The sequence below is a fragment of the Ignavibacteriales bacterium genome (assembly GCA_026390795.1).
Lineage (GTDB): Bacteria > Bacteroidota > Ignavibacteria > Ignavibacteriales > Melioribacteraceae > Fen-1258.
Window position 1 is genome coordinate 1,170,992 of sequence record JAPLFG010000003.1, and the last position, 23,914, is coordinate 1,194,905.

Consider the following 23,914-nt stretch of genomic DNA (forward strand, 5'->3'; position numbering starts at 1 on the left):
ATTAGTTTATTTCATATACATCAGTTTAAGAGACTTAGTAAAACTGGGCGATGCGATAGTAAAGATATACACGCCGCTCGATATTAATTGTCCTTCATCATTCTTACCGTCCCAGAATAATTTGATCACGCTTGTAAGATCGTTTACCGTAAAAGTTTTTACTACTTGCCCCAATAGATTATAGATTTTGAAGGTGAAATTTTGTCCAAGCATTTGCATAGGTATTTTGATCGTAATGGCGACTTGCGAGTTAAATGGATTTGGGTAAGCGGATAAAGAGAAATCGGTGGGGATTTGTTTTTCATCCTTAACGTCAGTAAAACCTATCGGTTTGCCGTCATCATAGTAGCATGTTCTACAAATTGAAGTGGTATCTTCCAGAGCTAGAAAAGCAGTATAATTTGTTAATATCTTGTGTTCGATACCCAAATTTAAAATTTCGGTTACCGTTGAATTATTAGGCGTCCCAACTTCGAGTGATTTGATGTAAGAATTCACCCACATTTTCTCGATTGCACTTTCACCCATTTTATTATTTGCATCTTCAATTATCATTGATTGGGTGAAAGGAACTGAATTGTAGATGCCGGAAGTTTTAATTATAAATGGGAATTCACCGAGAAATTTGCCAATTTGAATTATCGGCTTATTCATTGAAATTGTAGAACCGCTGTTTGCAAGAGTCTGGCGCGAATAGCAAAATCCGTTATCCAGAGTAGTATAAAGATCGAAAGAAGAAATTGTGCCGTTTAATTTTAAATGGAGATCATTTAGAGTATTATAAAATCCGCCGGAAATGTGTTGAAAATATCCTCCCGTAAGTTTTGAAAGATTATCATATAAATATTCGTTACCAAGGTATGATCTGTTGTTGAAATAAAAGTAGGTAATATCTTTGTCGTTATAGTCCAGAACATAGGTCGGGATATTTATGGTTAGAATATTCTTTATGTCGCTTATTACTTGATTAGCATTCAGATTACTGCCAAGCTGATCCGAATTGGAAATTAAATAAATAAGTCCGCCCCCTTTCTTAATCAAAAAATCGTACCCTTCTCTCAATAAAGTTGGAAGATTGCTGTATGTCGAAAGTGAATTTTCATTTATTGATTGAAATGCACCGTTAATCCCAGCAGCGTCTGCATTCAGCCAATCGCTGCTTAGTTTCCCGATACTAAGACCAGAGTAAAAGAGATTAAAATTATCTCCCGGCTTCGCGTTGGTCAGCAACATCTGCTTCAGATCACTAAGAATTTGAGAGCGCGTAGTTGTGCTTTTCCTCGAATCGTAATCTATTAGATAAAGTACTTTTTTATTCGTTACATTTTGAGATGCCGCTGGTATTAAGGAGAGTTGATAAAATCCATCTTGAGCCGTTTTGTAATATTTGAAATAAACACCGTTTATCATCGGATTATTAAAATTCAGTGAGTATGGATAACTAGTGTTGGGATTATTGATATCGAGTTTGGTGTGTTCATCAAAAAAAGTATCATGCTGCGATTGGAATACACCATCTACCCCGCTTACTGATGGATTTGTCCATTCAGAAGTAGTCCAGGTAATTACACGTGCAGTGTTAACTTTGTTCAATGATACTTTTAAAAGTTCTACAGGCAGAGGAGTTGAAACTGAGGTCTCGTTCCATGTGTTGGGAACAAGATAAGTTATTCTAACTTTTCTGGTACTGTTTTTATCCATTGGGTAGACCCTGAGTTCGTAGCTTTTGGTTCCTTTCTTTATAAGAAGTGCAGGATCTCTTCTTCTTTGAACAATTCCTTCATAAATTGAAGAGGCGCTCCAAACATCGAGCATAATTCCTTTACTGATTTTATCTCCTATCCAGAGCCAAAGATCAGTTACAAAACTTCCTTCCGGTAAATCAAAATTCATTACAGTTTCAAGCTGGCTCCCATTTAAAAAATTTCCGCCTCTCGCTGAAAAGGTTAAATACATACTTACCTGGCTGTATAAACCTTTTGGACCGACGGAAAAAACTGCTTCTTCAATTGTACCCTTAGATTGATACCAAGTCGCTTGCGGATCTTGGACGGTTAGATTGTATTGCGCAGGCAGATTTGCAGCTAAAATAAACGATAATATTATGATTTTTGTAAATCTAGAAAGCATCGCGCCCCCCTTTTATGTTGGTTTATAATTTTGTGTCCTGTCTTTTCCTTTCGATAGTGAGTTCAACTGAAATGAATTTGAATTGATGATTATCATACTTTTGAGCAGTAATGATAAATAGCATGCTCAAATTTTGTACCCCGATTTTATCTGCGTTTAGAGAGTAATAAACAAATCATTAGTACAACTACTAATGAATTATTTTCGCTCTAAAAAAATAGAATTCGTACTTCAACCGATTAAGAAAAACAAATTCTAATTGTACTCTTCAATAAACGTCTCCCACCACTCCGTCAACTCTTTTGCATAACTGCCCCGCATCAATAGAACATGATTTCCGAGTGGTGACATCAGCAGATCTGATGCTTTGGACGTTCCGTGAAGCTTCACTTTTACTTGTGTTCTGCAAAGGTTTTCTGATGAGCCCGATTCGATGATCTCTCCATTTGAGATCCAGATTTTTTCTAAATTTTTTCCGCCTAACCTCAATATTGTCACTTTACCTTTTGATAAGTTTCCCTGAATACCTACACCAAGTCCAGACTCGAAATGTGAACGCAATTTATAATTCTCGACCAAACTCAACGGAACCGTACAGTGTGCAAGCCAAATAGAATTGTTCGATTCATCTAATTGTGCGGGATTTGCCATCCACACAACTTGATCCGTTAAAAAATTTGCCCATAACATTCCAAGTGTTGATACAAGGTCTCCTTCGCATCCGGCGACTATTCCTTCATCATTTAATTTTGAAAGCGCAATACAACCTGTGGTTTTCAAATCAGTAACCAGATCAAAACAGCGCACAGAAATTGCTGTTAGTTCATATTTTTTTATTAATTGTTTCAATGCCGCATAAACTTTTACAACACTTTTCATTTCTTTTTTTGAGGGCTCTTTTATTTCGGTTGCCCTAACAGTTAACGAATGGAGATCGTCACTTATCTGCTCTTCCTTAACTTCATCAATCACTGATTTGAGTTCTTCCAAATCAATTTTAATTACACTCGGACCCCATACATTTTTGATTGTTGATAACTCCGGCTTGCTTGCCACAAGCCAGCTTGATGGCTCTCCAATCAGTCCCAACTTGGTATTATTCAACTGATAATAAACGAGGTGATGTTTCAAAATTTTTTCTAATTCGTCTTGCCAATCTTTATTCGTTTCATAATCAAGATAAATGATCTTTCCCTTTCGGTTATCTTGATTTAACCGGGCTAAAATTTCCAGCGAAGCCGGAAGCGAATTATTTCCTGGGTGGGCTAACAATATCACCGGTTCATTTTTTGAAATTTTTTCCCGTTCAGTCTGGAGTATTAGAACTTTTTCTTCGGTTCCGCCTGTAACTATCAAATAATAAACCGGTAACGAAGCAGCTATCATTTCATCAGTAAACTGCTCTCCGCCAAGTGAGTGAAGCGAAGGGATCAATTCTCCAACTATCTCCTCAATCGGTGTTTGCGTTATGGAACTTGAAACGGGAATGAAACCAAATTTTGTGTTTGCGTTCATTAACAACTCCAAAAATTATATCTATAAATTTTATCCCAACAATTCTAACTCACGTAATATTTTTTCTGCACGGTTTACTTCATCGAATGGAACCATCAAAGGATAATTATTGCTATTGTTGCCAGTATACGCAATGGATGAATGAATTGAGCTTATATTTCTTGGAAAGGCAAACGGGTGTAACCCTTCCGCCTCTAGATTCGATTTTATAAGTTCGACCTGAATAGAATCATCGGCAGACAAAACACACGCCATGCCTTCTATCGTCTCATATTCGGAATGATTGTTACAAAGGAAAATCCTGTCATCAACGAAGAGCCCGCATTCACCGCAATAAGGTGAGGCACAGATTACACAAACTCCTTCTGCTTTAATTTCTTCATGTTCGGAACATTTTACGTCTTCGATGAAGAGCGTTCCGCAATTTGGACAAAAATCATCTTCTTCTTTTACTTGGTTTTCACATAAAGAACAAACTTGTTTTTCTTCACCTTCTGTCATTTTTCCATCCACCTATAATCATGGTCGTGATCGAAAATCCATTAGAACAATAAGAAGTTAAAAACAACTTAGAGAGAAATTTTCTCGCTGGCAAATAAAAAGATTCGTTATAAGTCCCGTTAACCCGGCATATTTTGCGGTAACTTGTCTTACATATTTTTAAGTTACGTATTGAAAATATCTTCTTAAACATAGGAATCAATTATGAAACGGAAAGGAGAAGTAGTAGGAATAATATCAAGAAGCATTAAACTGAATTTGCTGACAGCTTTTATCTCAATCTTAATTGCAAACAATATTACCGCACAAACTCAGCCGCCGGCAAAGCCGGCAACAAATATCAACGAAATGCAGAAATATCCACGCAATGAAAATTCGATGCCAGGAAAATTTCCGGGAAAAGTTATTCAAGTTACTCACATCAATTCAGTCGTTGAGAACAAAATCGTTTACCAAGCTGCTTACGAAATGATTGCAAAAGGAATGCTGGCATTGACCGGAGCGCAGTCTTTAAACGGTGCATGGAAAATGTTTGTAAATGAAAATGATAGAATCGGATTGAAAGTGAATCCGGTTGCGGGATCGACACTTTCAACTAGTGTCGAAGTTACGCAAGCTATTATCAAACAACTGGAAGAAGCCGGGATCCCTAGAAAAAATATTTTAATATGGGATAGAAGAGAAGAACAATTAGCAGAAGCCGGATTTGCCACTGCGGCTTTTCCCGATATTAAAATAATTGGTACTGAACGTAAAGGAGAAAATGGTACAATGTATGATGAAAATGGAAAACTTTACGGCGAAAGAATGATTGATAAAGATTGGTACTACTGGGCGGATTGTGAAGAAAAATATGATTCGGAAACAATTCCATACATGGTTAACGAAGGAAAAAATTCCTACTTCACAAAAATTGTTACACAAATGGTAGATAAAATTATAAACGTTCCAATTTTAAAGAACGCGGGATCTACAGTTACGCTTTGCTTGAAAAATATTGCGTTCGGAAGCGTTAGCAATACCGGAAGATTACATAAACAGCTTTGGGCAGAAACTTGTGCAGAGGTTTGTGCATTCCCACCTTTGAGAGATAAAGTGGTTCTTAACATTGTTGACGGAATCAAAGGTTGTTTTAACGGCGGACCCGCTGCCAATCCTCAATTCTTCACGGATTACAAAACCGTTTTAGTTGGAACTGACCCGGTAGCTATTGATAGGATCGGACACGAAATTGTAATTAAGAAAAGAATTGCTGAAAAAATACAAAAAGAAGATTCACCGCGAAGCAGAACATTTTTAGATCTCGCTCAAAATCTGAAACTCGGTGTCGCGGATCTTGATAAAATCGAATTGCAAAAATTTGAATTACAGTAACCGGATTGATTCGATGAAATTATTCCAAACCGTAATTATATTATTAATATTTTCCGCTACTGTTTTTGCGCAAGATGATAAAAATTTTCCGGCATTAAGCCAGGATGATATTGACGGTGGGAATATCCGGTCAAGTTATTACGATGGTAATGCGCTTTGGGGGCTAATTGACGGCGGTGCTGATATTTATCTTGAATACGGATTTGCCAAATTGCTATTCCAAGAAGTCGAATGGAAAGGAATCAAGTTCAGAGTTGAGACTTACAGAATGAATAACGAAGAAGCTGCGTTCGGAATTTTTTCCGTATCGCGCTTTAAATGTGCCTTGAGTGATACATTAGCAAAATATATTTGCATCACGCCTTATCAAGTTCAAGCTGCAGTTGGAAAATTTTATATCTCCATTGCGAATGATAAAGGAAATAAAGAGGCGCAAAATCTAACAATATCTCTATTCAAAAATGTTTTGGCGAAAACTAAAGAAGCCGCTTTCGAACTACCGGCAATATTCCACAAAAAAAGCTTTGATTCGTATAAGAATCAAATGAAATTCATGAAAGGTAAACTTGGATTACAGAACGGATTTCCAAATTGGCTGGATCTGTTTGAGGATTATTCCAATTACGAGATTTATCTCTTACCCATAGAGAATAAAAAAGATTACGCTTACATCTCACAAATTAAATTTGAATCGGCGAAGGAGATGCAAAGATTTGTTTCGAAAAATCAACCAGAGAGAAAAGATGACGTCGCAAGGGTATTCAATATCATTTCTTCTTTGGAATTGATTTTTATTGAATCAACTTTTGATACGAACAAAGTAAACGAACTGATCAAATAAAAAGAGTGCTGATTTTTATAACATGCCTGGAAATAATGCTGTATAAACTTTTTCACAGCTATAAAGATCAGCCCTTCAATTCTTCATTAATCAACCACAAACATTTTAGTGCCGGTTTCAGTTCTGGATCGGTGCGGTTCGTTATCGTCCGCAACTTGATAACTCATTCCCGGTGTAAGTTTAAAAACTCTACCGTCTTTCAATTCTGTTATCAATTCACCTTCTAAAATGTAAATTACATGTCCGCGGCGGCACCAGTGATCCGCAAGATAACCGGGAGTGTATTCCACTATTCTAACTCTAATATTTCCGTCTTCAAAAATTTTCCAAAAAGCTTTTCCCGATTCCCCCGCAAATTCTTTTGGAACAACTTTGCTCCAATCAATTACTGTAAATGGTACATTTTCAATTTTCATTTTTCACCGTCCGTTTATTACTAATTGCAAATCAAAAATAGTCGGTTTTTTACCATTTGATATTTATTCCAAACAGAAATTCTCTACCGGCTTGAGGATATCCGTAATCTGCTTCATAATACTTATCCAATACATTGTTAATTCTTAGATAGAGTGTGTAATTCTCAAATATCTTTTGCGCCGCCTTAAAACTTATCAGCAAATAATCCGGCATAGGGACAAATGCACCTGTGTCAAGATTAACACCGTACTCTTTTCCGGTATAAGATATTTCACTCACTAAGTTAAGACCGGATTTAAATGAATAAGAAGGAATCAGAGAAATCAACTGTTCGGGTCTGTATTCAAGTATATCGGATGCTGCCTTGTCGGATCTGTCTTTTGCTGAAAGAAATGTATAGCTAAAATTAATTATGAAATTTTCTATCTGATAATCTGCCGTAAATTCAAAACCGGATAAAACAGCTTTCCCTATATTTTGGAATTGCTTTAATCCGTCGTTTACCGAAACCTCTTGAATCAAATTTTTAATATCAGAATAAAAAACTGTCAGCCCGATATTATTCTGTTTAGAATAAATGCATGAAATTCCAATTTCTGCATTCAAGCTTTGTTCCGGCTTCAGATACAGATTAGAAACATAGCGTCCTATTGTCTCGCTATAAAATTCCTTTAGATTTGGAAACCGGCTTTTGCTAGCAAGATTTGCATGAACACTTATCATCTCATTTGGTTTATAATTTACACCAAAGTTTTCATTAAAAATAGAAGTTGATGATCGAAGTTCTCCTCCGTTTGCATAAACCGGTTTTAAGAAATTAATACCGGCACCGGCTACAATAAATAAATTATTACCAATTTGAAGATCCTGTTCAGCGGCTAAACTTAAATTATCTGCTTCGTACTCTTTGAATCCCTGGTTGAAATTTCCCTCCTCTTTATGAACATCTTTTCTGTATGAAAGAGATAATCTTGTTAATCCTGCCTGTTCTATATTAAAAGAAGAAGATAAATTTATGCCGAGAGAATGGTCATCATAAGTTGAGCGAAATGCGTAAGGTTTCAATTGTGTTTTAAAGTTCGCGTCATCATAAGAATCTAGAATATTTTTAAATTGTTCGAAAAACAGATTTCCTTTTATTTCAAAATCTTTTTCTACGGTTGTTTTAAACATCAGATTATTGATACTCTTTTTCCAATCGCTAAATCTCCAATAACGCGGCTTCGAAGTATATATATCTGTTGGAATCCCCTTTTCGTTGTCTATTAGCATAAGGGTATAAGCTAAATCAATATTAAGAAAATCAGTAACACCAAGTTTTAACATACCGCCGCGGTTTTCAAATTGACTGTTCTTTCTCTCTCCTCCGTTTTCATTTTTTGCTGATGAAAAAGTTTTTGGAAGATCAAACCCGCCCGATTTTGAAAACGTTCCGTTCAATGAATAGAAAATTTTATCTATTATGCCATTTAGACCTACTGATTCTTTATTTCCAAATCCGTATTCCAGATTAACATCTACTTCTAGCGGACGGTCGCTCGTTTTGGATAGAAGGTTTATGGTTCCACCCATCGAATTGGTTCCGTAAAGTAAAGAAGGCATTCCCTTACTAATTGTAATTTTTTCGATTGCATTAATCGGAATGTTGCTTAAATCAACTAGTCCGTCGTATGGCTGATAAATAGGAACACCGTCAATAAATATTGCGATTTCTCTTTGATCGAAACCGCGTAAATAAATTTTTGATTCGTTTTTCGAAGATGTTGATACATAAACCCCAGGATTATTCGCTACTGCCTTTGATAAATCAGTTCCGCCAGTAGATTCTATTCTGTCAAGATAGATATCAAATACACTTGATGATTTTATTATGTTACTCTGTTGAGAGGTTACGATTATTTCGCCCAGATTGTAAATCTTTAGCGAATCTGTTTTCACTTGTGAATAAATTTGTGGTGTAATTAACCAAGAGAGGATTAAACCGTAAATAATTTTCATTGGTTCATTCAATAATGGCTCGAAATATCCGAAGTATGTTTTTGTTATTGGTGATACGATTTCACTATCAAACGATAAGAGTGATTAATCCCGACCTCAAAATAATAAAATTATTTTGCCGGAATGCGAAAGACTTATAATGAATCAATTTCTCTAATTGACTTTTTCTTCGACTTTAACTTTTCCTTGTTGAGTAGACTTATTAAGTTCTTCAAATTCGGAAGGACTTGTAGGATGCCCTATAGCGTCTAATTTTTTGTGTATAATCAAGTATTCATCTTTCGAGACTTTATTCTGCCAATTTCCGCTTAGCATACCAATTCCGGTTATCGCAATAAAAATTAATATCACACCCGCAGCAATAAATTTTTTCGAAACCTTTTTTCGGTTAAATATATTTTTTACTTCAAGAGTATTTTCTACTGGACACACATCTACACAGCTCAAACACGAAGTACATTCATCCGAACGAACAGTAATAACCTTATCAACTTTTATAAATGAGGGACAAGCTTTTGCACACAATCCGCAATCAATACAACTCGCTGAATTTCTTTTTATTTTATTCGGACTCAGAAATCCAACCAGCCCAAGCAGTGCACCGTAGGGACATAAATACCGGCACCAGAAATTTCTTATAAGTATTGATAGCATGAATAAAACGCCAATTACAATCAAAGAAAACCTGGAAATATTTGCAAAGAAGTAATACATTTTAACATCTGCAGCAATATTGTATGTGTCGCTTAAGAAAAACGCTAGCGCAGTTTCTGTCATAGAAAAAATCGCGAAAGCAAAGAATGCGAGAAGTAAATATTTAACCATCCGTAATGGATAATCAATAAACCTTGGAAGTTTTATTCTGCGTTTAAAAAGTTTCTTCCATATTTTATCTCCAAAGTCCCCAACCAGTTCAGAAATAAAACCTACCGGACACATCCAGCTGCAGAAAGCTTTTCCAAATACCAATGAAACTCCGGCAATAGCGAGAAAAATAAAAAAACCTGCCGGATGAACATTATGCACTTGCCCTGTTTGAATGAAATACACAACACTCATAAGTGAACTGATTGGTAAAAATCCTTCTACGCCGGGAGGTCTCTGGTGAAAAACACCCGATCCATGAGATTCTAGATAGGATACAAATTGTGAAAACTCAATTCCAATCCAGATGCAGAGAAGTGCAAAGATGATTTGAACAGCAAATCTGATCTTCTGGATGGGCTTGTCCATATTCTTTATATACTTTGAACTCATTCTATTACTTTCAATTTACTTAACAATTTTTCTAACAACCCCTTTTTGAATAAAGAAAAAATCTTTCTATATTAATATCAGAAAAAAAACTCTGTTTATCAAGTGGGTAATAAAATGCTTAGAAAAATCATAAAAATTGATGAAGAAAAGTGCGATGGTTGCGGAAATTGCGTTCCGGAATGCCATGAAGGTGCATTGCAGATTATAGACGGTAAAGCACGTTTGATCAGCGATCTCTTTTGTGATGGACTTGGAGCCTGTCTTGGAAACTGCCCTCTCGAAGCATTAACTGTCGAGGAGCGTGAAGCGGAACCTTACGATGAAAAGAAAGTAATGAAATATATTGCCGCCGGAGGAACAAACGTAATTAAAGCCCACCTTGTACATCTCCGTAATCATCAAGAATTTGAATACCTAACACTCGCTCTTGAATATTTACGCGACAACAAAATTGAAAATCCCATCTCTTCAAATGAACTTGAAGAAAATAAATCTCATCGCGGCTGTCCCGGTTCTCAAGAGATGAGTATTGAAAACATTGACGATAATGAAGATGGGAATGATTCCCGTGTTTCTCATTTAAGGCAGTGGCCGATACAGTTTCATCTTGTTTCACCGAACGCGGCATATTACAGAAATTCCGATTTCTTACTTGCAGCAGACTGCTGCGGATTTGTTTATCCCGATTTCCAAAAAGATTTCTTGAAAAGAAAATCACTTGCAATCGCATGCCCAAAGCTTGATTCCAATAAACAAGTCTATCTTGAAAAATTAGTAACAATGATTAACGAATCAAATCTAAAATCGATAACCGTATTAATAATGCAAGTACCTTGTTGCGGCGGTCTTGTACAGTTGGTTCAGCAAGCGATTGACATTTCTAATAGTAAGATTCCTACAATAATTACAATTTTGAGTCATACCGGAGAAATTTTACAAACCTCTAAATTGAATTGACCCCCAGCCGTTAGACTACATATTGAGTTTCTGAACTATTAAGCCCTAGCAGTACCTTCCCTCCAAATCGGACAAAGAGGACACGTTAAAAATATAACTTGACAGATCGTCCGAGTTCAATTAACTTGTAATCGGAATTAAAATTCCTTTATCAAACAAAAGGATTTGAGCAACAAATCCCGAAAATAAAATAAATATTTTTTTGCAGTATAATAAGACAAGACGTTCTCTTTATTTTGAAAGGATCAAAGTATGAAATCAGCAATTGTTACACTTAGACTACTTTTAATAATTGTATTGTCAACCCTAATAATGAGTTGTGACAGTGAATCCTCAGATCAAATAATCGGAGAAGAGCATGCGCAACTAACTCAAGCACCTTATGTCCCACCGGCAATTACAAGGAAACATCCGACAAAAGTTATTGTTGATCTGGAAGTGCGGGAAGTTATAAAGCAACTTTCTGATGGAGTTGATTATGTTTTTTGGACTTTCGGCGGCGATGTACCTGGAAGTTTTATTCGAGTCCGCGAAGGAGATTTAATTGAATTTCATCTTCACAATCATCCGCTCAATAAACTTCCTCACAATATTGATCTGCATGCCGTAACCGGACCTGGAGGAGGGGCAACATCTTCTTTTACGGCTCCAGGACATACATCAATTTTTTCATTCACAGTAAAAAATCCCGGACTATTTGTTTATCACTGCGCCACGGCTCCGGTTGGAATGCACATCGCAAATGGAATGTACGGTTTAATATTAGTTGAACCGAAAGAAGGATTGCCGCCAGTTGACCGCGAATATTACATAATGCAGAGTGAGTTTTATACAGAAGGAAATTACGGCGATGCCGGTCTGCAGCCGTTCAGTATGCAAAAAGCATTAACCGAAACACCGGATTATGTTGTATTCAACGGTTCGGTTGGTTCGTTGGTTGGCGATAAATCATTGAAAGCTAATGTCGGAGAAAAAGTTAGACTTTATATTGGAAACGGCGGACCGAATTTGATTTCATCATTTCATGTTATTGGAGAAATTTTTGATCAGGTGTACACCGAAGGGGGAAATTATGCAACTCAAAAAAATGTTCAGACAACATTGATTCCCGCCGGAGGTTCATCAATTGTAGAATTCAAAGTCAATGTACCGGGAAATTTCATAATGGTAGATCATTCGATTTTCCGGGCATTTAATAAAGGCGCTCTTGGAATGCTGACTGTTAGCGGAGCTGAAGATAAAACTATTTATTCGGGTAAACAGAAAGACGAACTTTATTCAGGCTCTATTTCTACTACCAGCGGGGTTAATCCTTTTACGGGTGAATTAAGTAAGGAAAACGGAAAAGAAGGATATGCTTCGAAATACTCAGCTGGTGACAGCAAGGTTGATGAGAATCTTTTAAAGACAGCAATGGCAGAAGGATCTAAAGCCTCTTCCCCAACAGAAATGTTCAACATAGGTCAAAGCGTTTTTAATCAGAGTTGTGTTGCGTGCCATCAAGCAGATGGGAAAGGAATTGCGAATGTATTTCCGCCGCTGGCGAATTCTGATTGGCTTAAAACCCATTCAAAAGAAGAAGCGATTAAAAATGTAATTGCCGGAAGAACAGGTGAATTGACAGTTAATAATAAAACATACAATGGCATTATGCCTCCACAAAATCTAAGCGATCTTCAGTCGGCTGCGGTTTTAACCTATGTTTATAAAAAATTTGCGGGCAAGGATGTTGCTGTCTCAGCCGAAGAAGTAAAAAAAGTTAGAGCCGCAAAGAAATAGAATGACACGAAGATGAAAATTAATAAAATCAATATCGTTTTAATCTTTTTTGTTTTGATGAGCTATTCTTCATTCGCTCAGAACAAAAAAATAAATGCTAATGAAGAGATGGTGTTTATTAAAGGCGGTATTTATACGCCACTTTACATTTCGAAAAAAGAAGGTCCCGGAGTTGAAGTTACGCCGTTCTTCATTGATAAATACGCGGTAACAAACTCACAGTTTTTAAAGTTTGTTAAAGAGAATCCCAGATGGCAGAGATCAAAAGCAAAAAAACTTTTTGCCGATGAGAACTATTTAAGCAGCTGGAAAGACGATTTAGAATTAGGGGAAAATGTTCTGCCAAACGGTCCGGTAACGAATATTTCATGGTTTGCAGCAAAAGCCTATTGCGAGTACTACAAAAAAAGATTGCCCTCTGTGGCAGAATGGGAATTAGTGGCAAAAGCAAGCGTAAAACAAGCGGACGGATCTAAAGATCAGAACTATATCAAACAAATTTTAGAATGGTACTCACAACCGACAACTGAAAAAATTTCTCCAGTAGGTTCAAGAGGAAAAAATTATTGGGGCATCTACGATATGCACGGGTTGGTTTGGGAATGGACATCAGATTTCTTTAGTTCACTTGTCACAGGAGAATCCCGTGGTGACAGCGGATTAGAAAGAAATCTTTTTTGCGGTAGCGGATCTGTGAATGCATCCGATTTCAAAAACTACCCGGCATTCATGCGCTCTGCATTCAGAAGCAGTTTGAAAGCAAATTACACGACGAGCAATCTCGGTTTTCGTTGTGCGAAAGATTACAAATAAGAAAGGATTTACAAAATGAAAAAAGCATTAATAATTTCAGCGACTGTAAGCGTGGTTCTTCTTGGCGTTGTTCTTTATTTATTAATTGGAGTAAAAAATGTTGAAAGTGCCCCGCTTAAAGAAGTAAAACAATCATCGTCGGAAGTTAAATCATGTTGTGCAAATTTAAAAAATGATAAAGCTAATGATAATTCAATTTACCAATTGGAATCCGTTTGGAAAACCGAATCCGGAAATAAAATTACTCTGAATAATTTAAAAGGCAAAAAACAAATAATGGCGATGATCTTTGCAAACTGCACTTATGCTTGTCCGTTAATTGTAAACGATATGAAAAAAATTGAATCCAAAATTAAACAGAATGATGTAGACTTTCTTTTGGTCTCAATTGATTCAAAACGCGATACTCCGGAAGCATTAACTCAATATGCAAAGAACAACAAACTTGACATGAAACGATGGCATCTGCTAACCGGTGATGAAAACGGTATTAGCGAGCTGGCAGCTGTCTTAGGATTCAAATACAAAAAAGAACCTGACGGAAGTTTTTCACATTCAAACATTATTAATGTTTTGGATGAAAATGGAGTAGTGACATATCAGCATTTTGGACTGAATCAGGATGTTCAAGATGTAATAGAAGAAATTAATAAAAATAAGGAGCAGTAAAATGAATACATTATCAGTAAAATCAACTAACGACTTTTCACTTTTGAAAGTGAAGGACGTTGTAGCGGAGAATTTTTATGCGGTAGAGTTATTCGAAAAATTTGGAATCGATTTTTGTTGTAACGGAAACCGGTCTCTGCAGGAAGCACTTAAAGAAAAACAAATTTCAAACAACAAATTTCTTGAAGAACTTAACAAGGTAAATCAATCTATTTCGTCCGAGAGCCAGCGTTATACCGAGTGGGATTTGAATTTTCTGGCACAGTATATTGTTAACAATCACCATACATATGTAAAAAATGCAATTCCAGAGATTACCGCGCATCTTGAAAAAGTTAAGAGCGCACACGGGAAAAAATATTCATACATTTCAGAGATTCAAAACATATTTGCTCTTGTTGCCGAAGAATTGACTAATCACATGATGAAAGAGGAGCGCATTCTCTTCCCGATCGTAAAATATTTAACGGAATCTCAAAGATTTAACGAGAAACCTAAAACCGGCGGATACGGAACAATTAAGAATCCAATCAGGCAGATGGAAGCTGAACACGTCTCTGCAGGCGGCGCAATGGAAAAGATTAGAGCTCTTACTAATAACTATTCTTTACCGGCGGATGCATGCACGACTTTCCAGGTAACATATAAAGAACTTGACGAATTTGAGAAAGATCTGCACAAGCATGTTCATCTGGAAAACAATATTTTATTTCCACGAGCAATTGAGCTTGAAGAATTACTCTTGAAAATTTGAGACAAATAGAAAACAAATTAATAATGTCTTCAACGGTTAAATACTTTATTAAAAACAGTATTATTTGCTATGCATGTGCTATTGTAACATTCTTGAACCAATTAAAGTACTGTGAAACGGAGTAAATAATACAATTGAAATTCTCTTTGAAAGGAATATTAAATGCGTTTAGATTGGTATAAAACATCACCCGAAGGATATAAAGCAATGTTGGGCTTACAACAGGTAGTTGACCAAAACAGTCTTGACCACAAACTTCTAGAATTGGTTAAAATTAGAGCATCCCAGATTAACGGCTGTGCTCATTGCCTTGATATGCATACAAAAGATGCAATTGCACTTGGCGAAAGCGAACAAAGAATTCACGTATTGTCTGCTTGGAAAGAGGCTCCATTTTATTCTCCGCGTGAACGCGCTGCTCTTGCATGGTGTGAAGTATTAACACTTATATCTGAATCCGGTGCACCCGAGAATATTTACAAAGAAGCTGAGAGTCTGTTTTCACCTGAAGAATTGGTTGAATTAACATTGGCTATAGTTACAATTAATAGTTGGAACCGACTAGCAGTTGGATTTCGATCCGAAGTTGGAAATTATGTTTCGCACCTATCAGCAAAATAATATGAACAAATTAGAAGATAAAATTATCTGGACAATCGGTCATTCAACTAAAACTTTAGATGAATTTATTGGTAATCTCAAGACGTTTGATATAAAATTAATTGCGGACGTACGTAGTCTTCCAGGTTCGAGTAAATTTCCCCAATTCAATAAAGAAAATCTCATGGTATCTCTTCCGGCGAATGAGATCAATTATATTCATATTCCTAATCTTGGCGGCAGAAGAAAAGTTAATAAAAATTCTAAAAATACAGCTTGGCAGCATGCCGCTTTTCGCGGTTATGCGGATTATATGGAAACAGCAAACTTTAAAATTGGTATTGATGAATTAATTTTTATTGCCGAGAAAAATAGAACAGCAATCATGTGTGCCGAAGTTCTCTGGTGGAAATGTCATCGTTCACTGATTGCAGATTACCTGAAATTAAATGATTGGAAAGTTATTCATATCCTATCAAATCATAAAACAGAAGAACACCCATTCACGCAACCGGCAAAAATAAAAAATGGTAAACTTGATTATTCCTCTGAAGAATTATCAGAGAATAAAACTGAGTAAAAAAATGTCCGACACAAAAAGAGAGAGACTGAAGGGAGGGTACTTAAGACCTCCTTACTTACTTTCTCCATTGATAAAGAAATCACTCGGTTAAAAAAGGAACCAGCTATTTAAACGAAATAATATTTAGACCGATTTAGGAGGTTATTATGTTACTCAATTCAAAATATTTACGGATGTTATTCTATGCATCATTCATTTTCATCTTTTCAAACACGGTTTCTGCTCATTGTGATTCTATGGAAGGTCCTGTTGTTAAGGCTTCTCAAAAAGCTCTTGAGACTGGAAACATTAATTATGTTTTAGTATGGGTGAAAGCTGGAGATGAGAAAGAGATAAAGAGTTTGTTTGACAAAGTTTTACGCGTTAGAAAAGCGGGCGGAGAGGCAAAGGAATTAGCTGTGATGTATTTCTTTGAAACTGTTGTGAGGCTTCACAGAATGGGTGAAGGTGAAGGTTATACCGGTTTGAAGCCAATCGGCTATAAGCCCGAAAAAGGAATTGCAGAAGCAGATATTGCAATAGAGAAAAAATCTGTGAAAAATATCTTAGCTCATCTAGACAAAAAAGATCACTCTAAAGTGAACGAATTGTTCAACTTGGTTCAGGCTAAGACAGACTATAATGTGAATGATGTAAAAGCGGGAAGAGAATATGTTGAAGCTTATGTTCATTTCATCCATTTTATTGAAGAACTTTATGGCACTAATGATAATGGTAAGAAAGGACACAATAAACATTGAAAACACAAAATTAATTTTATTATCTAAAGGAGAAAAATGAAATGGCCGAAGATACAAATGAATCAATGAATGATCTTTCACCCAAGGAATTAATAAACGAAGTTCAATATCAATCGAACTCAATCGTGAGCAAACAGATCCTTAAAAAAACGAATGGAAATATTACTCTCTTTGCATTCGATAAAGATGAAGCATTAACCGAACATACTTCTCCTTATGAAGCTGTTGTTTATATAATTGACGGCAAAATGGAAATTAGAATTGCCGGAAATCCTTATGACGTTAGAGCTGGTGAAATAATTGTAATGCCGCCAAATATTCCACACGGGTTGAAGGCGATTCAAAAATCAAAGATGATTTTAATCATGATTAAATAATTATCACGAAACATTCTGAGATCATAACTACATGTAAAAAGAATATGAACTCTAATTGAAAATTATAAATAATAATTAATCAAATAACTTTTAGGAAGGATAGTCATGAAAAAGCATTGGATCGCCTTTGCATCGGTGATTGTGATATCATTTTCTGTACTTGGATGGGTTGGTACAAAAATTTATCAGTTAGCTCCTCCTATACCAGATAAAATAGTTACATCCGATGGTCAAACGGTCTTCACAAAAAACGATATTGAAGAAGGTCAAAACATTTGGCAGGCTCTTGGTGGAATGGAAGTCGGTTCTGTTTGGGGTCATGGCAGTTATGTTGCGCCGGATTGGACAGCGGATTGGCTTCACAGAGAATCAATCTTTGTATTAAATTATTGGGCACAAGCGCAATTTGGTAAAGATTATTCCAAACTGGGTAATGAAGATCAAGCCGCTTTAAAATCACGATTACAAAACTTATTTAGAAAAAATACTTTTAATGAGTCTGCCGGAACTATCACTATTGATCCAGTGCGCGCCAAAGCTATCGAAGATAATACCAAACATTTCAGCGACGTTTTTTCAAACGGCAGGAATGAATATGCCATTAGGAAAAATTCACTTACCGATCATGAAAAACTCCGCAAGCTAAGCGCGTTTTTCTTCTGGACTTCATGGGCAGCATCAACTAATCGCCCGAATGATGAGATCACTTATACAAGTAATTGGCCACATGAAGAGTTAGTGGATAATCATCCAACTGGAGATGCTGTTGTGTGGACGGGTGTTAGTATTATTGTGCTTCTTGCCGGCATTGGCGGAATGATTTGGTATTACGGATCTCAAGAAAAAGAAAAACCTTATGGTGATGTCCCTAAAGACGATCCTTTACTTGGATCTGTTGTAACTCCTTCTCAAAAGGCTGTAATAAAATATTTTTGGGTTGTATCGGGATTATTGCTACTCCAAATAGTGATGGGAATAATAACGGCGCACTACGCAGTAGAGGGCAATGGTTTTTACGGAATTCCTTTATCAAAATATCTTCCGTATACAATAACAAGAACGTGGCATAATCAATTAGGAATTTTTTGGATTGCAACTGCTTGGCTCGCTTCAGGTCTTTACATCGGTCCAGCAGTAAGCGGTGTGGAACCAAAATATCAAAGACTGGGTGTGAATGTTTTATTCGGCGCTCTTCTTGTTGTTGTTCTTGGTTCGATGGCTGGCGAATGGCTGAGTGTTATGAACAAAATGTCTGACAGTAATTGGTTCTTGTTTGGTCATAGCGGATATGAATACATTGATCTTGGAAGATTTTTTCAGGCCGCACTTTTCATTGGTTTACTTCTCTGGTTAGTTTTAATGGTGAGAGCAATAAAACCTGCATTGAAAAAGAAAGATGATCAAAAACAGATTCTCACATTATTTTTAATTTCCTCTGTAGCAATTGCACTTTTCTACGGTGCCGCACTTATGTATGGTAAACACACAAATTTAACAATTGTCGAATACTGGCGATGGTGGGTTGTGCATCTTTGGGTTGAAGGATTCTTTGAAGTATTTGCTACAGTTGTAATTGCGTTTTTATTTGCCCGATTAAAATTAATCAGCATAAAAACAACAGCTCGCGCAACAGTTCTGGCTTCGACTATATTTTTATCCGGCGGTATAATCGGCACTTTGCATCATTTATATTTCAGCGGCACACCAATGATCGCTCTGACTTTGGGAGCCGTATTTAGCGCACTTGAAGTTGTGCCGCTTATTTTTGTTGGTTATGAAGCGTGGGATAACATTCGTATTTCAAAATCTAAAGAATGGGTTTTAAAATACAAATGGCCTATATATTATTTTGTTGCTGTAGCGTTTTGGAATATGCTGGGCGCGGGATTATTTGGGTTTATGATTAATCCACCAATTGCTCTTTACTATATGCAAGGACTGAACACAACTCCGGTACATGCACACGCAGCATTATTCGGTGTTTACGGAATGCTTGGAATCGGTTTAATGTTGTTTACATTGCGGGCAATAAGACCAGATATTGAATGGAATGAAAAGCCGCTTAAATTTTCGTTCTGGTCAATCAACTTCGGTTTATTCGCAATGGTTATTTTCAGTTTACTTCCGGTTGGTTTAATGCAAACATGGGCTTCAGTTCAATATGGTTATTGGTATGCAAGAAGTTCGGAATTTTTACAAACTCCATTAATGGATACACTACGATGGACGCGAGCTTTTGGAGATACAATTTTTGCAATCGGTGTAATTGTTTTAGTTTATTTTATAGCAAGATTATCTATTAAGTTTTTTAAAACAAAAAAATAACAGTTTTGCTTCCTTTAGTAAAAGGCTCGTACTTTCATGCGAGCCTTTTTAATCCTATTAAATTTGTGAAGTGAACAAATTGTAATTGACATTCGGAATAGATACTATGAAAAAAAAAACATCTTTCAATTCTTAAAGTTGATTCTTTCTACGATGAGATTTCCGATTTTTATGAGAAGATGATCGATTTCGAAAAAAATCTGGATCTTCGAGTAAAAGCTTATCAGAAAATATTTCCCACAAAAGGGTGTGCGGCAGATATTGGCTGCGGGATCGGTTTGGATTCAATTGCACTTGCTCTGAATGGTCATCATATGACTGCATTTGATATTTCACCTAAAATGATAGACGAAGTGAAACAAAATTCAATCAAATATAAAGTCGAGATAGAAACCCATATTCAATCATTCGATTCACTGCCCAAAAGCGACAAGGGCAAATACAATTTTATTGTATCGGTAGGAAATACAATTGCACACTTAGAGAGCAAACAATTAAAAAGCGCAATTAAGAAAATTTATGGGCTGCTTTTGCCCGGCGGGAAAGTCTTTCTTCATATTTTGAATTACGGGTTAATCAAAAAGGAGAATAAAAGAATTAACAATATTGCCAACAGGGACGGAAAAATTATTATCCGCTTTTACGATTTCCGCAAGAACGATCTTGACTTCAACATTCTTTCGTTTCAACAGAACTCCCCAAAAGATTTTAAACTTGTTACTACAAAACATTACCCGCATACAAAAAATGAAATTGAATCTTACCTTAAAGCCGCCGGCTTTGAAAAAATAGAATTTATGAAAAATTTTGAAGACGAAAAATTCATTGCGAATAATTCTAAAGATATGTTTATCGAAGCTGTTAAGAAATTATAAATCTCTTTTGCAGTAGCGGCAAACTTTTGCCTTGGCTTTAATTTTTTCCGCACAGTAAGGACATTCTTTCATCTCTTCGCCTATCTCTCCATCGACCGCATCTGCGAGTTTAAATGCCTGCTTATTCATTTGGAAATCTTTATACAATTCCTGAGCGGTGGAAAGGGCTTCCTTCAATTTCTGTGGACGCGAAATATAAATGTAACTTGTTTCCCCCATCTCGGCAGCCGTTTGAATCTGTACATTTCCAAAACCAAACATTCTTCCCAAAAGAGACTGCTGATAGGATACGTTATTAATTTTATCAATGGGACTTTCTTTAGAGTTGATTGAAAAAACGCCAAACTCATCTATAACTCTATGACTTGTAACAACCCATATATCAAATTTCCATGAAAAGTATTTGTAAATAAAGTAAAGGAATGCGAATACGGGTACTATAAAATGCCACCATATTTTTATTTCTAATTTTGTAAAAATGTATATAACGACTGAAGAGGTAATGAGTATAAGTGTAATTATTAAAGGGAGTATTAAAACGAACCAATGCTTATGAGTTTCAAAAATAATTTTTTCTTCATTTCTTAAAGGCGTTCTCATTTATACCTCAAATTAAATCGATAAATTATAACGAAGCGATCTTTCTTGTTGTCTTCTCTCTTAAATTTTCTAATGTTTCTTCGCTCAGCATTGTGAAAGCTTCTTCACGCAACTTGCCCCACTGATGATGTACGGGACACGGTGTTTCATGTGAACAGCCCGGAAAACCAAGTACGCAAGACTTGAAAACATCTAATCCATCGATTGCTTCAACAATATCAATTAACTTAATAATACTTGGTTCTTTGGCTAAAAAGAAGCCGCCATTTTTTCCCTTTTTAGATCCAATTATTCCACTGCCGGTAAGTATTTGCAAAACTTTAGATACAAATTCCTTGGGGACTTTTAATTCACCGGAAATCTCTTCGGCATTATAGATTTTTTTTTCTTTTGTAGATAAGAAAAGTACTGCCTGCAGACCTAACTCGCACGCTTTGGAAAAGAATACCGTCATATTAGCCTATTGGATGTTTTCTATTTAAAGATAATTATTCTGGCTCTATAAATCATGCTATTTTATACTTATTTCTGAGCTTTCAAAGATTAAAATTTTTTAATCTTTCTTTAAGGAATTCTTAATACAGACAGAATAAGTTATGACCGTAAATTTTATTAAATATTTAATAACATAAATGGAGTCTCAAATGAAGAAGTTAGTTGCATTAGTAGTATTGGTTGCCTTTACATCTTTAGCATTCGCTCAAGCTCAGCCACAAAAGAAATCTGAAGCAACAAAAGTTGCTACAGAAAAGAAAGTAGCCGAAAAGAAAGTAGAGGCTGCTAAACCAGTTGCTGAAAAGAAAGTTAAAGCAGCAAAAAATGTTGCTGAAAAGAAAGTTGAAGCAGCTGAAATGAAAGCAGAAAAGAAAGTTAAAACAGCTAAAAAAGTTGCTGAAAAGAAAACTGAAGCGGCTGAAATGAAAGCAGAAAAGAAAGTCAAAACAGCTAAAAAAGTTGCTGAAAAGAAAGTAGAAGCTGCTAAAAAATAATTTCGATTAGTATAATTATAAAAAAGGAGAGTGAACAACTCTCCTTTTTTATTTTATAAACTCCTTTTTCTAAACTAGCTATCTTTATTTTAGACCCGATCGGAATGGATAATACTGAGGTTCCCATTGAGCTTTTTTAATTACATTATCATATTCCTCATTACTCAATAATCGTCCCAGTCCAGATTCGCGCGCTTCAATAGCAACAGCTTTGGCTACATGAAAAGAAACATTTCTAATATTTGTAAGATCCGGAAGAAGCATATTCGCATTGCACTGATCCTCTGTAACCAGATCGCTAATTGCTTTACTCGCCTTTAAAAACATTTTTGTTGTAATTCTTGTTGATCGGCTGACAAGCGCTCCTAAGCCAACCCCGGGGAAAATGTAAAGGTTGTTGCATTGTGATGTAACAAATTTCTTTCCGGAGTATTCAAATGGAGCGAATGGACTTCCCATTGCAAATAAAGCTTTACCATTTGTGGCTTTTACGATTTCTTCCGGAGTGCATTCTGATTTTGAAGTTGGATTAGACAAAGCAAATATTACAGGTCGTTCATCATTCTTTGCCATTTGACCTAAGATTTCGGAATTGAAAAGTCCGTTGTTTGCTGTAACACCGATCAAAATTGAAACTTTAGCGTTTCTAATAATATCTAATAAAGAAATTGAATTGGGGGATTCTAATTTCCAATTAGCAACCGATGACTGCTTCTGAGTAAAACGTTTTTGATTATCGGTTAAACCGGGAGTATCCTCTAATAGAAGTCCGCATACATCATATGCATAAATTTTACTAGCAGCTTCTTCTTTTGACAATCCTTCTTCCATCAGCATATTTTGAATGTTTGATGAAATGCCAAAACCCGCTTGTCCCATTCCGACAATCAGAAATTTCTGATCAGAGAATTTTTGTTTTTTAATTCTCATAGCAGTAATTAAAGCAGAAAGCGCAACGGATCCTGTTCCTTGAATATCATCATTGAAAGAAAGAATTCTATCACGGTATCTTTCAAGCAGTTTAAATGCTTTATGCTTAGCAAAATCTTCCCACTGAAGCAATGCGTCCGGAAAATTTCGCTTTACACCCAGGACAAACCGTTCAATAAATTCATCATACTCTTTTCCTTCAAGTCTCTTCTTTTTGTAACCTAGATAGAGCGGATCATTGAGAAGATTTTCGTTATTTGTTCCTACGTCCAAACTGATCGGAAGGCAACATGAAGGATGCAATCCTCCGGCAGCTACATACAAATTAATTTTACCAACGGGAATACCCATACCATCGGAACCGAGATCTCCTAAACCAAGAATTCTTTCGCCATCAGTTACAACGATTAAATAAACATCGGGCAAAGAGATTCCTTGAAATATCTTATCAATGCTTCCGATATTTTCCGGGGTGATATAAATGCCCCGGTACTCTCTTGTAATGTGACTTAACATTAAGCAGGCTTTTCCTACTGTTGGAGTATAGACAATCGGCAGCATTTCAATCAAATTGTTACAAAGAAGATTGTAAAACAACGTCTCGTTTCTGTTAAGCAACCCTTGAAGAAAAATGTACTTTTCAATTTCATCGTGTTTGCGTGTAAACATTTCATAGCTTCTCTGTCTCTGATCCTCAATGTTTGAGATAGCCGGGCGAATTAATCCTGAAAGTCCTAAATTTAATCGTTCTTCTTCACTGTAAGCAGATGCCTTGTTGAGAAATGGATCGGTCACTAATTGCTGCCCGTGTAGATAAACTTCCAAATAGTTTTCTCCGGTTAATGCGTCAGTTTTCATCGAATAAGTTTTCATTCACTACTCTCCATAAA

Annotated in this window: 23 protein-coding genes; 14 read left to right on the top strand and 9 right to left on the bottom strand. The window is 36.1% G+C overall.

Annotated elements, in window-relative coordinates; all coding sequences use genetic code 11:
• Positions 1–6 precede the first annotated feature (6 nt).
• From NTX65_08760 to NTX65_08770, 3 genes are all read right to left on the bottom strand, one after another.
• The gene (locus NTX65_08760; protein ID MCX6169418.1) at positions 7–2,130 is read right to left on the bottom strand and encodes a VIT domain-containing protein; all 2,124 of its coding nucleotides are present in this window, start codon (positions 2,128–2,130) and stop codon (positions 7–9) included.
• A gap of 255 nt (positions 2,131–2,385) precedes the next feature.
• The gene (locus NTX65_08765; protein MCX6169419.1) at positions 2,386–3,645 is read right to left on the bottom strand and encodes a hypothetical protein; all 1,260 of its coding nucleotides are present in this window, start codon (positions 3,643–3,645) and stop codon (positions 2,386–2,388) included.
• A gap of 30 nt (positions 3,646–3,675) precedes the next feature.
• Positions 3,676–4,146 (bottom strand): DUF2007 domain-containing protein, encoded by a 471-nt coding sequence (locus NTX65_08770; protein MCX6169420.1) that lies wholly within the window; start codon positions 4,144–4,146, stop codon positions 3,676–3,678.
• A 204-nt stretch (positions 4,147–4,350) separates the two neighbouring features.
• Here NTX65_08770 and NTX65_08775 point away from each other — a divergent pair, with 204 nt between their 5' ends.
• Positions 4,351–5,520, top strand: coding sequence for a DUF362 domain-containing protein (locus tag NTX65_08775; GenBank protein ID MCX6169421.1), 1,170 nt, complete (start codon positions 4,351–4,353; stop codon positions 5,518–5,520).
• Positions 5,521–5,533: 13 nt separating this feature from the next.
• The gene (locus NTX65_08780; protein MCX6169422.1) at positions 5,534–6,361 is read left to right on the top strand and encodes a hypothetical protein; all 828 of its coding nucleotides are present in this window, start codon (positions 5,534–5,536) and stop codon (positions 6,359–6,361) included.
• Positions 6,362–6,447: 86 nt separating this feature from the next.
• Here the strand turns inward: NTX65_08780 and NTX65_08785 are convergent, their stop codons facing one another.
• The 3 genes from NTX65_08785 to NTX65_08795 form a co-directional block, all read right to left on the bottom strand.
• Positions 6,448–6,777: a DHCW motif cupin fold protein gene (locus NTX65_08785; GenBank protein MCX6169423.1), complete on the bottom strand. Its 330-nt coding sequence runs from the start codon at positions 6,775–6,777 to the stop codon at positions 6,448–6,450.
• A gap of 49 nt (positions 6,778–6,826) precedes the next feature.
• Positions 6,827–8,776: a TonB-dependent receptor gene (locus NTX65_08790; protein MCX6169424.1), complete on the bottom strand. Its 1,950-nt coding sequence runs from the start codon at positions 8,774–8,776 to the stop codon at positions 6,827–6,829.
• Positions 8,777–8,929: 153 nt separating this feature from the next.
• Complete coding sequence (locus NTX65_08795) at positions 8,930–10,033, bottom strand: 4Fe-4S binding protein (protein ID MCX6169425.1); 1,104 nt, start codon at positions 10,031–10,033, stop codon at positions 8,930–8,932.
• Between the two features lie 114 nt (positions 10,034–10,147).
• Between NTX65_08795 and NTX65_08800 the strand changes: the two genes are divergently transcribed.
• The 11 genes from NTX65_08800 (at position 10,148) to NTX65_08850 (ending at position 20,505) form a co-directional block, all read left to right on the top strand.
• Positions 10,148–10,990 (top strand): 4Fe-4S binding protein, encoded by an 843-nt coding sequence (locus tag NTX65_08800; protein ID MCX6169426.1) that lies wholly within the window; start codon positions 10,148–10,150, stop codon positions 10,988–10,990.
• A 252-nt stretch (positions 10,991–11,242) separates the two neighbouring features.
• Positions 11,243–12,769 (top strand): copper-containing nitrite reductase, encoded by a 1,527-nt coding sequence (gene nirK, locus NTX65_08805; protein ID MCX6169427.1) that lies wholly within the window; start codon positions 11,243–11,245, stop codon positions 12,767–12,769.
• A gap of 12 nt (positions 12,770–12,781) precedes the next feature.
• On the top strand, positions 12,782–13,582 hold the full coding sequence (locus tag NTX65_08810) for a formylglycine-generating enzyme family protein (GenBank protein MCX6169428.1): 801 nt from the start codon (positions 12,782–12,784) through the stop codon (positions 13,580–13,582).
• 15 nt (positions 13,583–13,597) lie between these two features.
• Complete coding sequence (locus NTX65_08815; GenBank protein ID MCX6169429.1) at positions 13,598–14,251, top strand: SCO family protein; 654 nt, start codon at positions 13,598–13,600, stop codon at positions 14,249–14,251.
• Between the two features lies 1 nt (position 14,252).
• Positions 14,253–15,005 carry an iron-sulfur cluster repair di-iron protein gene (gene ric / locus NTX65_08820; protein MCX6169430.1) on the top strand — a complete coding sequence of 251 codons (753 nt, stop codon included), beginning with the start codon at positions 14,253–14,255 and terminating at the stop codon, positions 15,003–15,005.
• A gap of 162 nt (positions 15,006–15,167) precedes the next feature.
• On the top strand, positions 15,168–15,626 hold the full coding sequence (locus NTX65_08825; protein MCX6169431.1) for a carboxymuconolactone decarboxylase family protein: 459 nt from the start codon (positions 15,168–15,170) through the stop codon (positions 15,624–15,626).
• A 1-nt stretch (position 15,627) separates the two neighbouring features.
• Positions 15,628–16,185, top strand: coding sequence for a DUF488 domain-containing protein (locus NTX65_08830; protein MCX6169432.1), 558 nt, complete (start codon positions 15,628–15,630; stop codon positions 16,183–16,185).
• A 149-nt stretch (positions 16,186–16,334) separates the two neighbouring features.
• On the top strand, positions 16,335–16,928 hold the full coding sequence (locus NTX65_08835; GenBank protein ID MCX6169433.1) for a DUF6448 family protein: 594 nt from the start codon (positions 16,335–16,337) through the stop codon (positions 16,926–16,928).
• A 41-nt stretch (positions 16,929–16,969) separates the two neighbouring features.
• The gene (locus NTX65_08840) at positions 16,970–17,305 is read left to right on the top strand and encodes a cupin domain-containing protein (protein MCX6169434.1); all 336 of its coding nucleotides are present in this window, start codon (positions 16,970–16,972) and stop codon (positions 17,303–17,305) included.
• Positions 17,306–17,410: 105 nt separating this feature from the next.
• On the top strand, positions 17,411–19,630 hold the full coding sequence (locus tag NTX65_08845; protein ID MCX6169435.1) for a nitric-oxide reductase large subunit: 2,220 nt from the start codon (positions 17,411–17,413) through the stop codon (positions 19,628–19,630).
• Between the two features lie 158 nt (positions 19,631–19,788).
• A complete protein-coding gene (locus tag NTX65_08850; GenBank protein MCX6169436.1) occupies positions 19,789–20,505 on the top strand; it encodes a class I SAM-dependent methyltransferase in 717 nt (238 codons plus the stop codon).
• Here the strand turns inward: NTX65_08850 and NTX65_08855 are convergent.
• Both NTX65_08855 and NTX65_08860 read right to left on the bottom strand, forming a co-directional pair.
• Complete coding sequence (locus NTX65_08855) at positions 20,500–21,105, bottom strand: PH domain-containing protein (GenBank protein MCX6169437.1); 606 nt, start codon at positions 21,103–21,105, stop codon at positions 20,500–20,502. The genes NTX65_08850 and NTX65_08855 overlap by 6 nt on opposite strands.
• Before the next feature lie 25 nt (positions 21,106–21,130).
• Positions 21,131–21,559, bottom strand: a complete 429-nt coding sequence (locus NTX65_08860) for an Rrf2 family transcriptional regulator (protein MCX6169438.1) — start codon at positions 21,557–21,559, stop codon at positions 21,131–21,133.
• Positions 21,560–21,749: 190 nt separating this feature from the next.
• On the opposite strand from NTX65_08860, the gene NTX65_08865 reads away from it, so the two are divergent.
• A complete protein-coding gene (locus tag NTX65_08865; GenBank protein ID MCX6169439.1) occupies positions 21,750–22,094 on the top strand; it encodes a hypothetical protein in 345 nt (114 codons plus the stop codon).
• An 84-nt stretch (positions 22,095–22,178) separates the two neighbouring features.
• Here the strand turns inward: NTX65_08865 and NTX65_08870 are convergent, their stop codons facing one another.
• Complete coding sequence (locus NTX65_08870; GenBank protein ID MCX6169440.1) at positions 22,179–23,897, bottom strand: NAD-dependent malic enzyme; 1,719 nt, start codon at positions 23,895–23,897, stop codon at positions 22,179–22,181.
• Positions 23,898–23,914 lie beyond the last annotated feature (17 nt).

Coding starts and splice junctions, on each gene's coding strand:
- NTX65_08865 (MCX6169439.1), top strand. CDS start 21,750: ATGAAGAAGTTAGTTGCATTAGTAGTATTGGTTGCCTTTACATCTTTA.
- NTX65_08840 (MCX6169434.1), top strand. CDS start 16,970: ATGGCCGAAGATACAAATGAATCAATGAATGATCTTTCACCCAAGGAA.
- NTX65_08830 (MCX6169432.1), top strand. CDS start 15,628: ATGAACAAATTAGAAGATAAAATTATCTGGACAATCGGTCATTCAACT.
- NTX65_08855 (MCX6169437.1), bottom strand. CDS start 21,105: ATGAGAACGCCTTTAAGAAATGAAGAAAAAATTATTTTTGAAACTCAT.
- NTX65_08760 (MCX6169418.1), bottom strand. CDS start 2,130: ATGCTTTCTAGATTTACAAAAATCATAATATTATCGTTTATTTTAGCT.
- NTX65_08825 (MCX6169431.1), top strand. CDS start 15,168: ATGCGTTTAGATTGGTATAAAACATCACCCGAAGGATATAAAGCAATG.
- NTX65_08780 (MCX6169422.1), top strand. CDS start 5,534: ATGAAATTATTCCAAACCGTAATTATATTATTAATATTTTCCGCTACT.
- NTX65_08815 (MCX6169429.1), top strand. CDS start 13,598: ATGAAAAAAGCATTAATAATTTCAGCGACTGTAAGCGTGGTTCTTCTT.
- NTX65_08765 (MCX6169419.1), bottom strand. CDS start 3,645: ATGAACGCAAACACAAAATTTGGTTTCATTCCCGTTTCAAGTTCCATA.
- NTX65_08835 (MCX6169433.1), top strand. CDS start 16,335: ATGTTACTCAATTCAAAATATTTACGGATGTTATTCTATGCATCATTC.
- NTX65_08785 (MCX6169423.1), bottom strand. CDS start 6,777: ATGAAAATTGAAAATGTACCATTTACAGTAATTGATTGGAGCAAAGTT.
- nirK (MCX6169427.1), top strand. CDS start 11,243: ATGAAATCAGCAATTGTTACACTTAGACTACTTTTAATAATTGTATTG.
- NTX65_08790 (MCX6169424.1), bottom strand. CDS start 8,776: ATGAAAATTATTTACGGTTTAATCCTCTCTTGGTTAATTACACCACAA.
- NTX65_08860 (MCX6169438.1), bottom strand. CDS start 21,559: ATGACGGTATTCTTTTCCAAAGCGTGCGAGTTAGGTCTGCAGGCAGTA.
- NTX65_08870 (MCX6169440.1), bottom strand. CDS start 23,897: ATGAAAACTTATTCGATGAAAACTGACGCATTAACCGGAGAAAACTAT.
- NTX65_08795 (MCX6169425.1), bottom strand. CDS start 10,033: ATGAGTTCAAAGTATATAAAGAATATGGACAAGCCCATCCAGAAGATC.
- NTX65_08845 (MCX6169435.1), top strand. CDS start 17,411: ATGAAAAAGCATTGGATCGCCTTTGCATCGGTGATTGTGATATCATTT.
- NTX65_08810 (MCX6169428.1), top strand. CDS start 12,782: ATGAAAATTAATAAAATCAATATCGTTTTAATCTTTTTTGTTTTGATG.
- NTX65_08800 (MCX6169426.1), top strand. CDS start 10,148: ATGCTTAGAAAAATCATAAAAATTGATGAAGAAAAGTGCGATGGTTGC.
- NTX65_08770 (MCX6169420.1), bottom strand. CDS start 4,146: ATGACAGAAGGTGAAGAAAAACAAGTTTGTTCTTTATGTGAAAACCAA.
- NTX65_08775 (MCX6169421.1), top strand. CDS start 4,351: ATGAAACGGAAAGGAGAAGTAGTAGGAATAATATCAAGAAGCATTAAA.
- ric (MCX6169430.1), top strand. CDS start 14,253: ATGAATACATTATCAGTAAAATCAACTAACGACTTTTCACTTTTGAAA.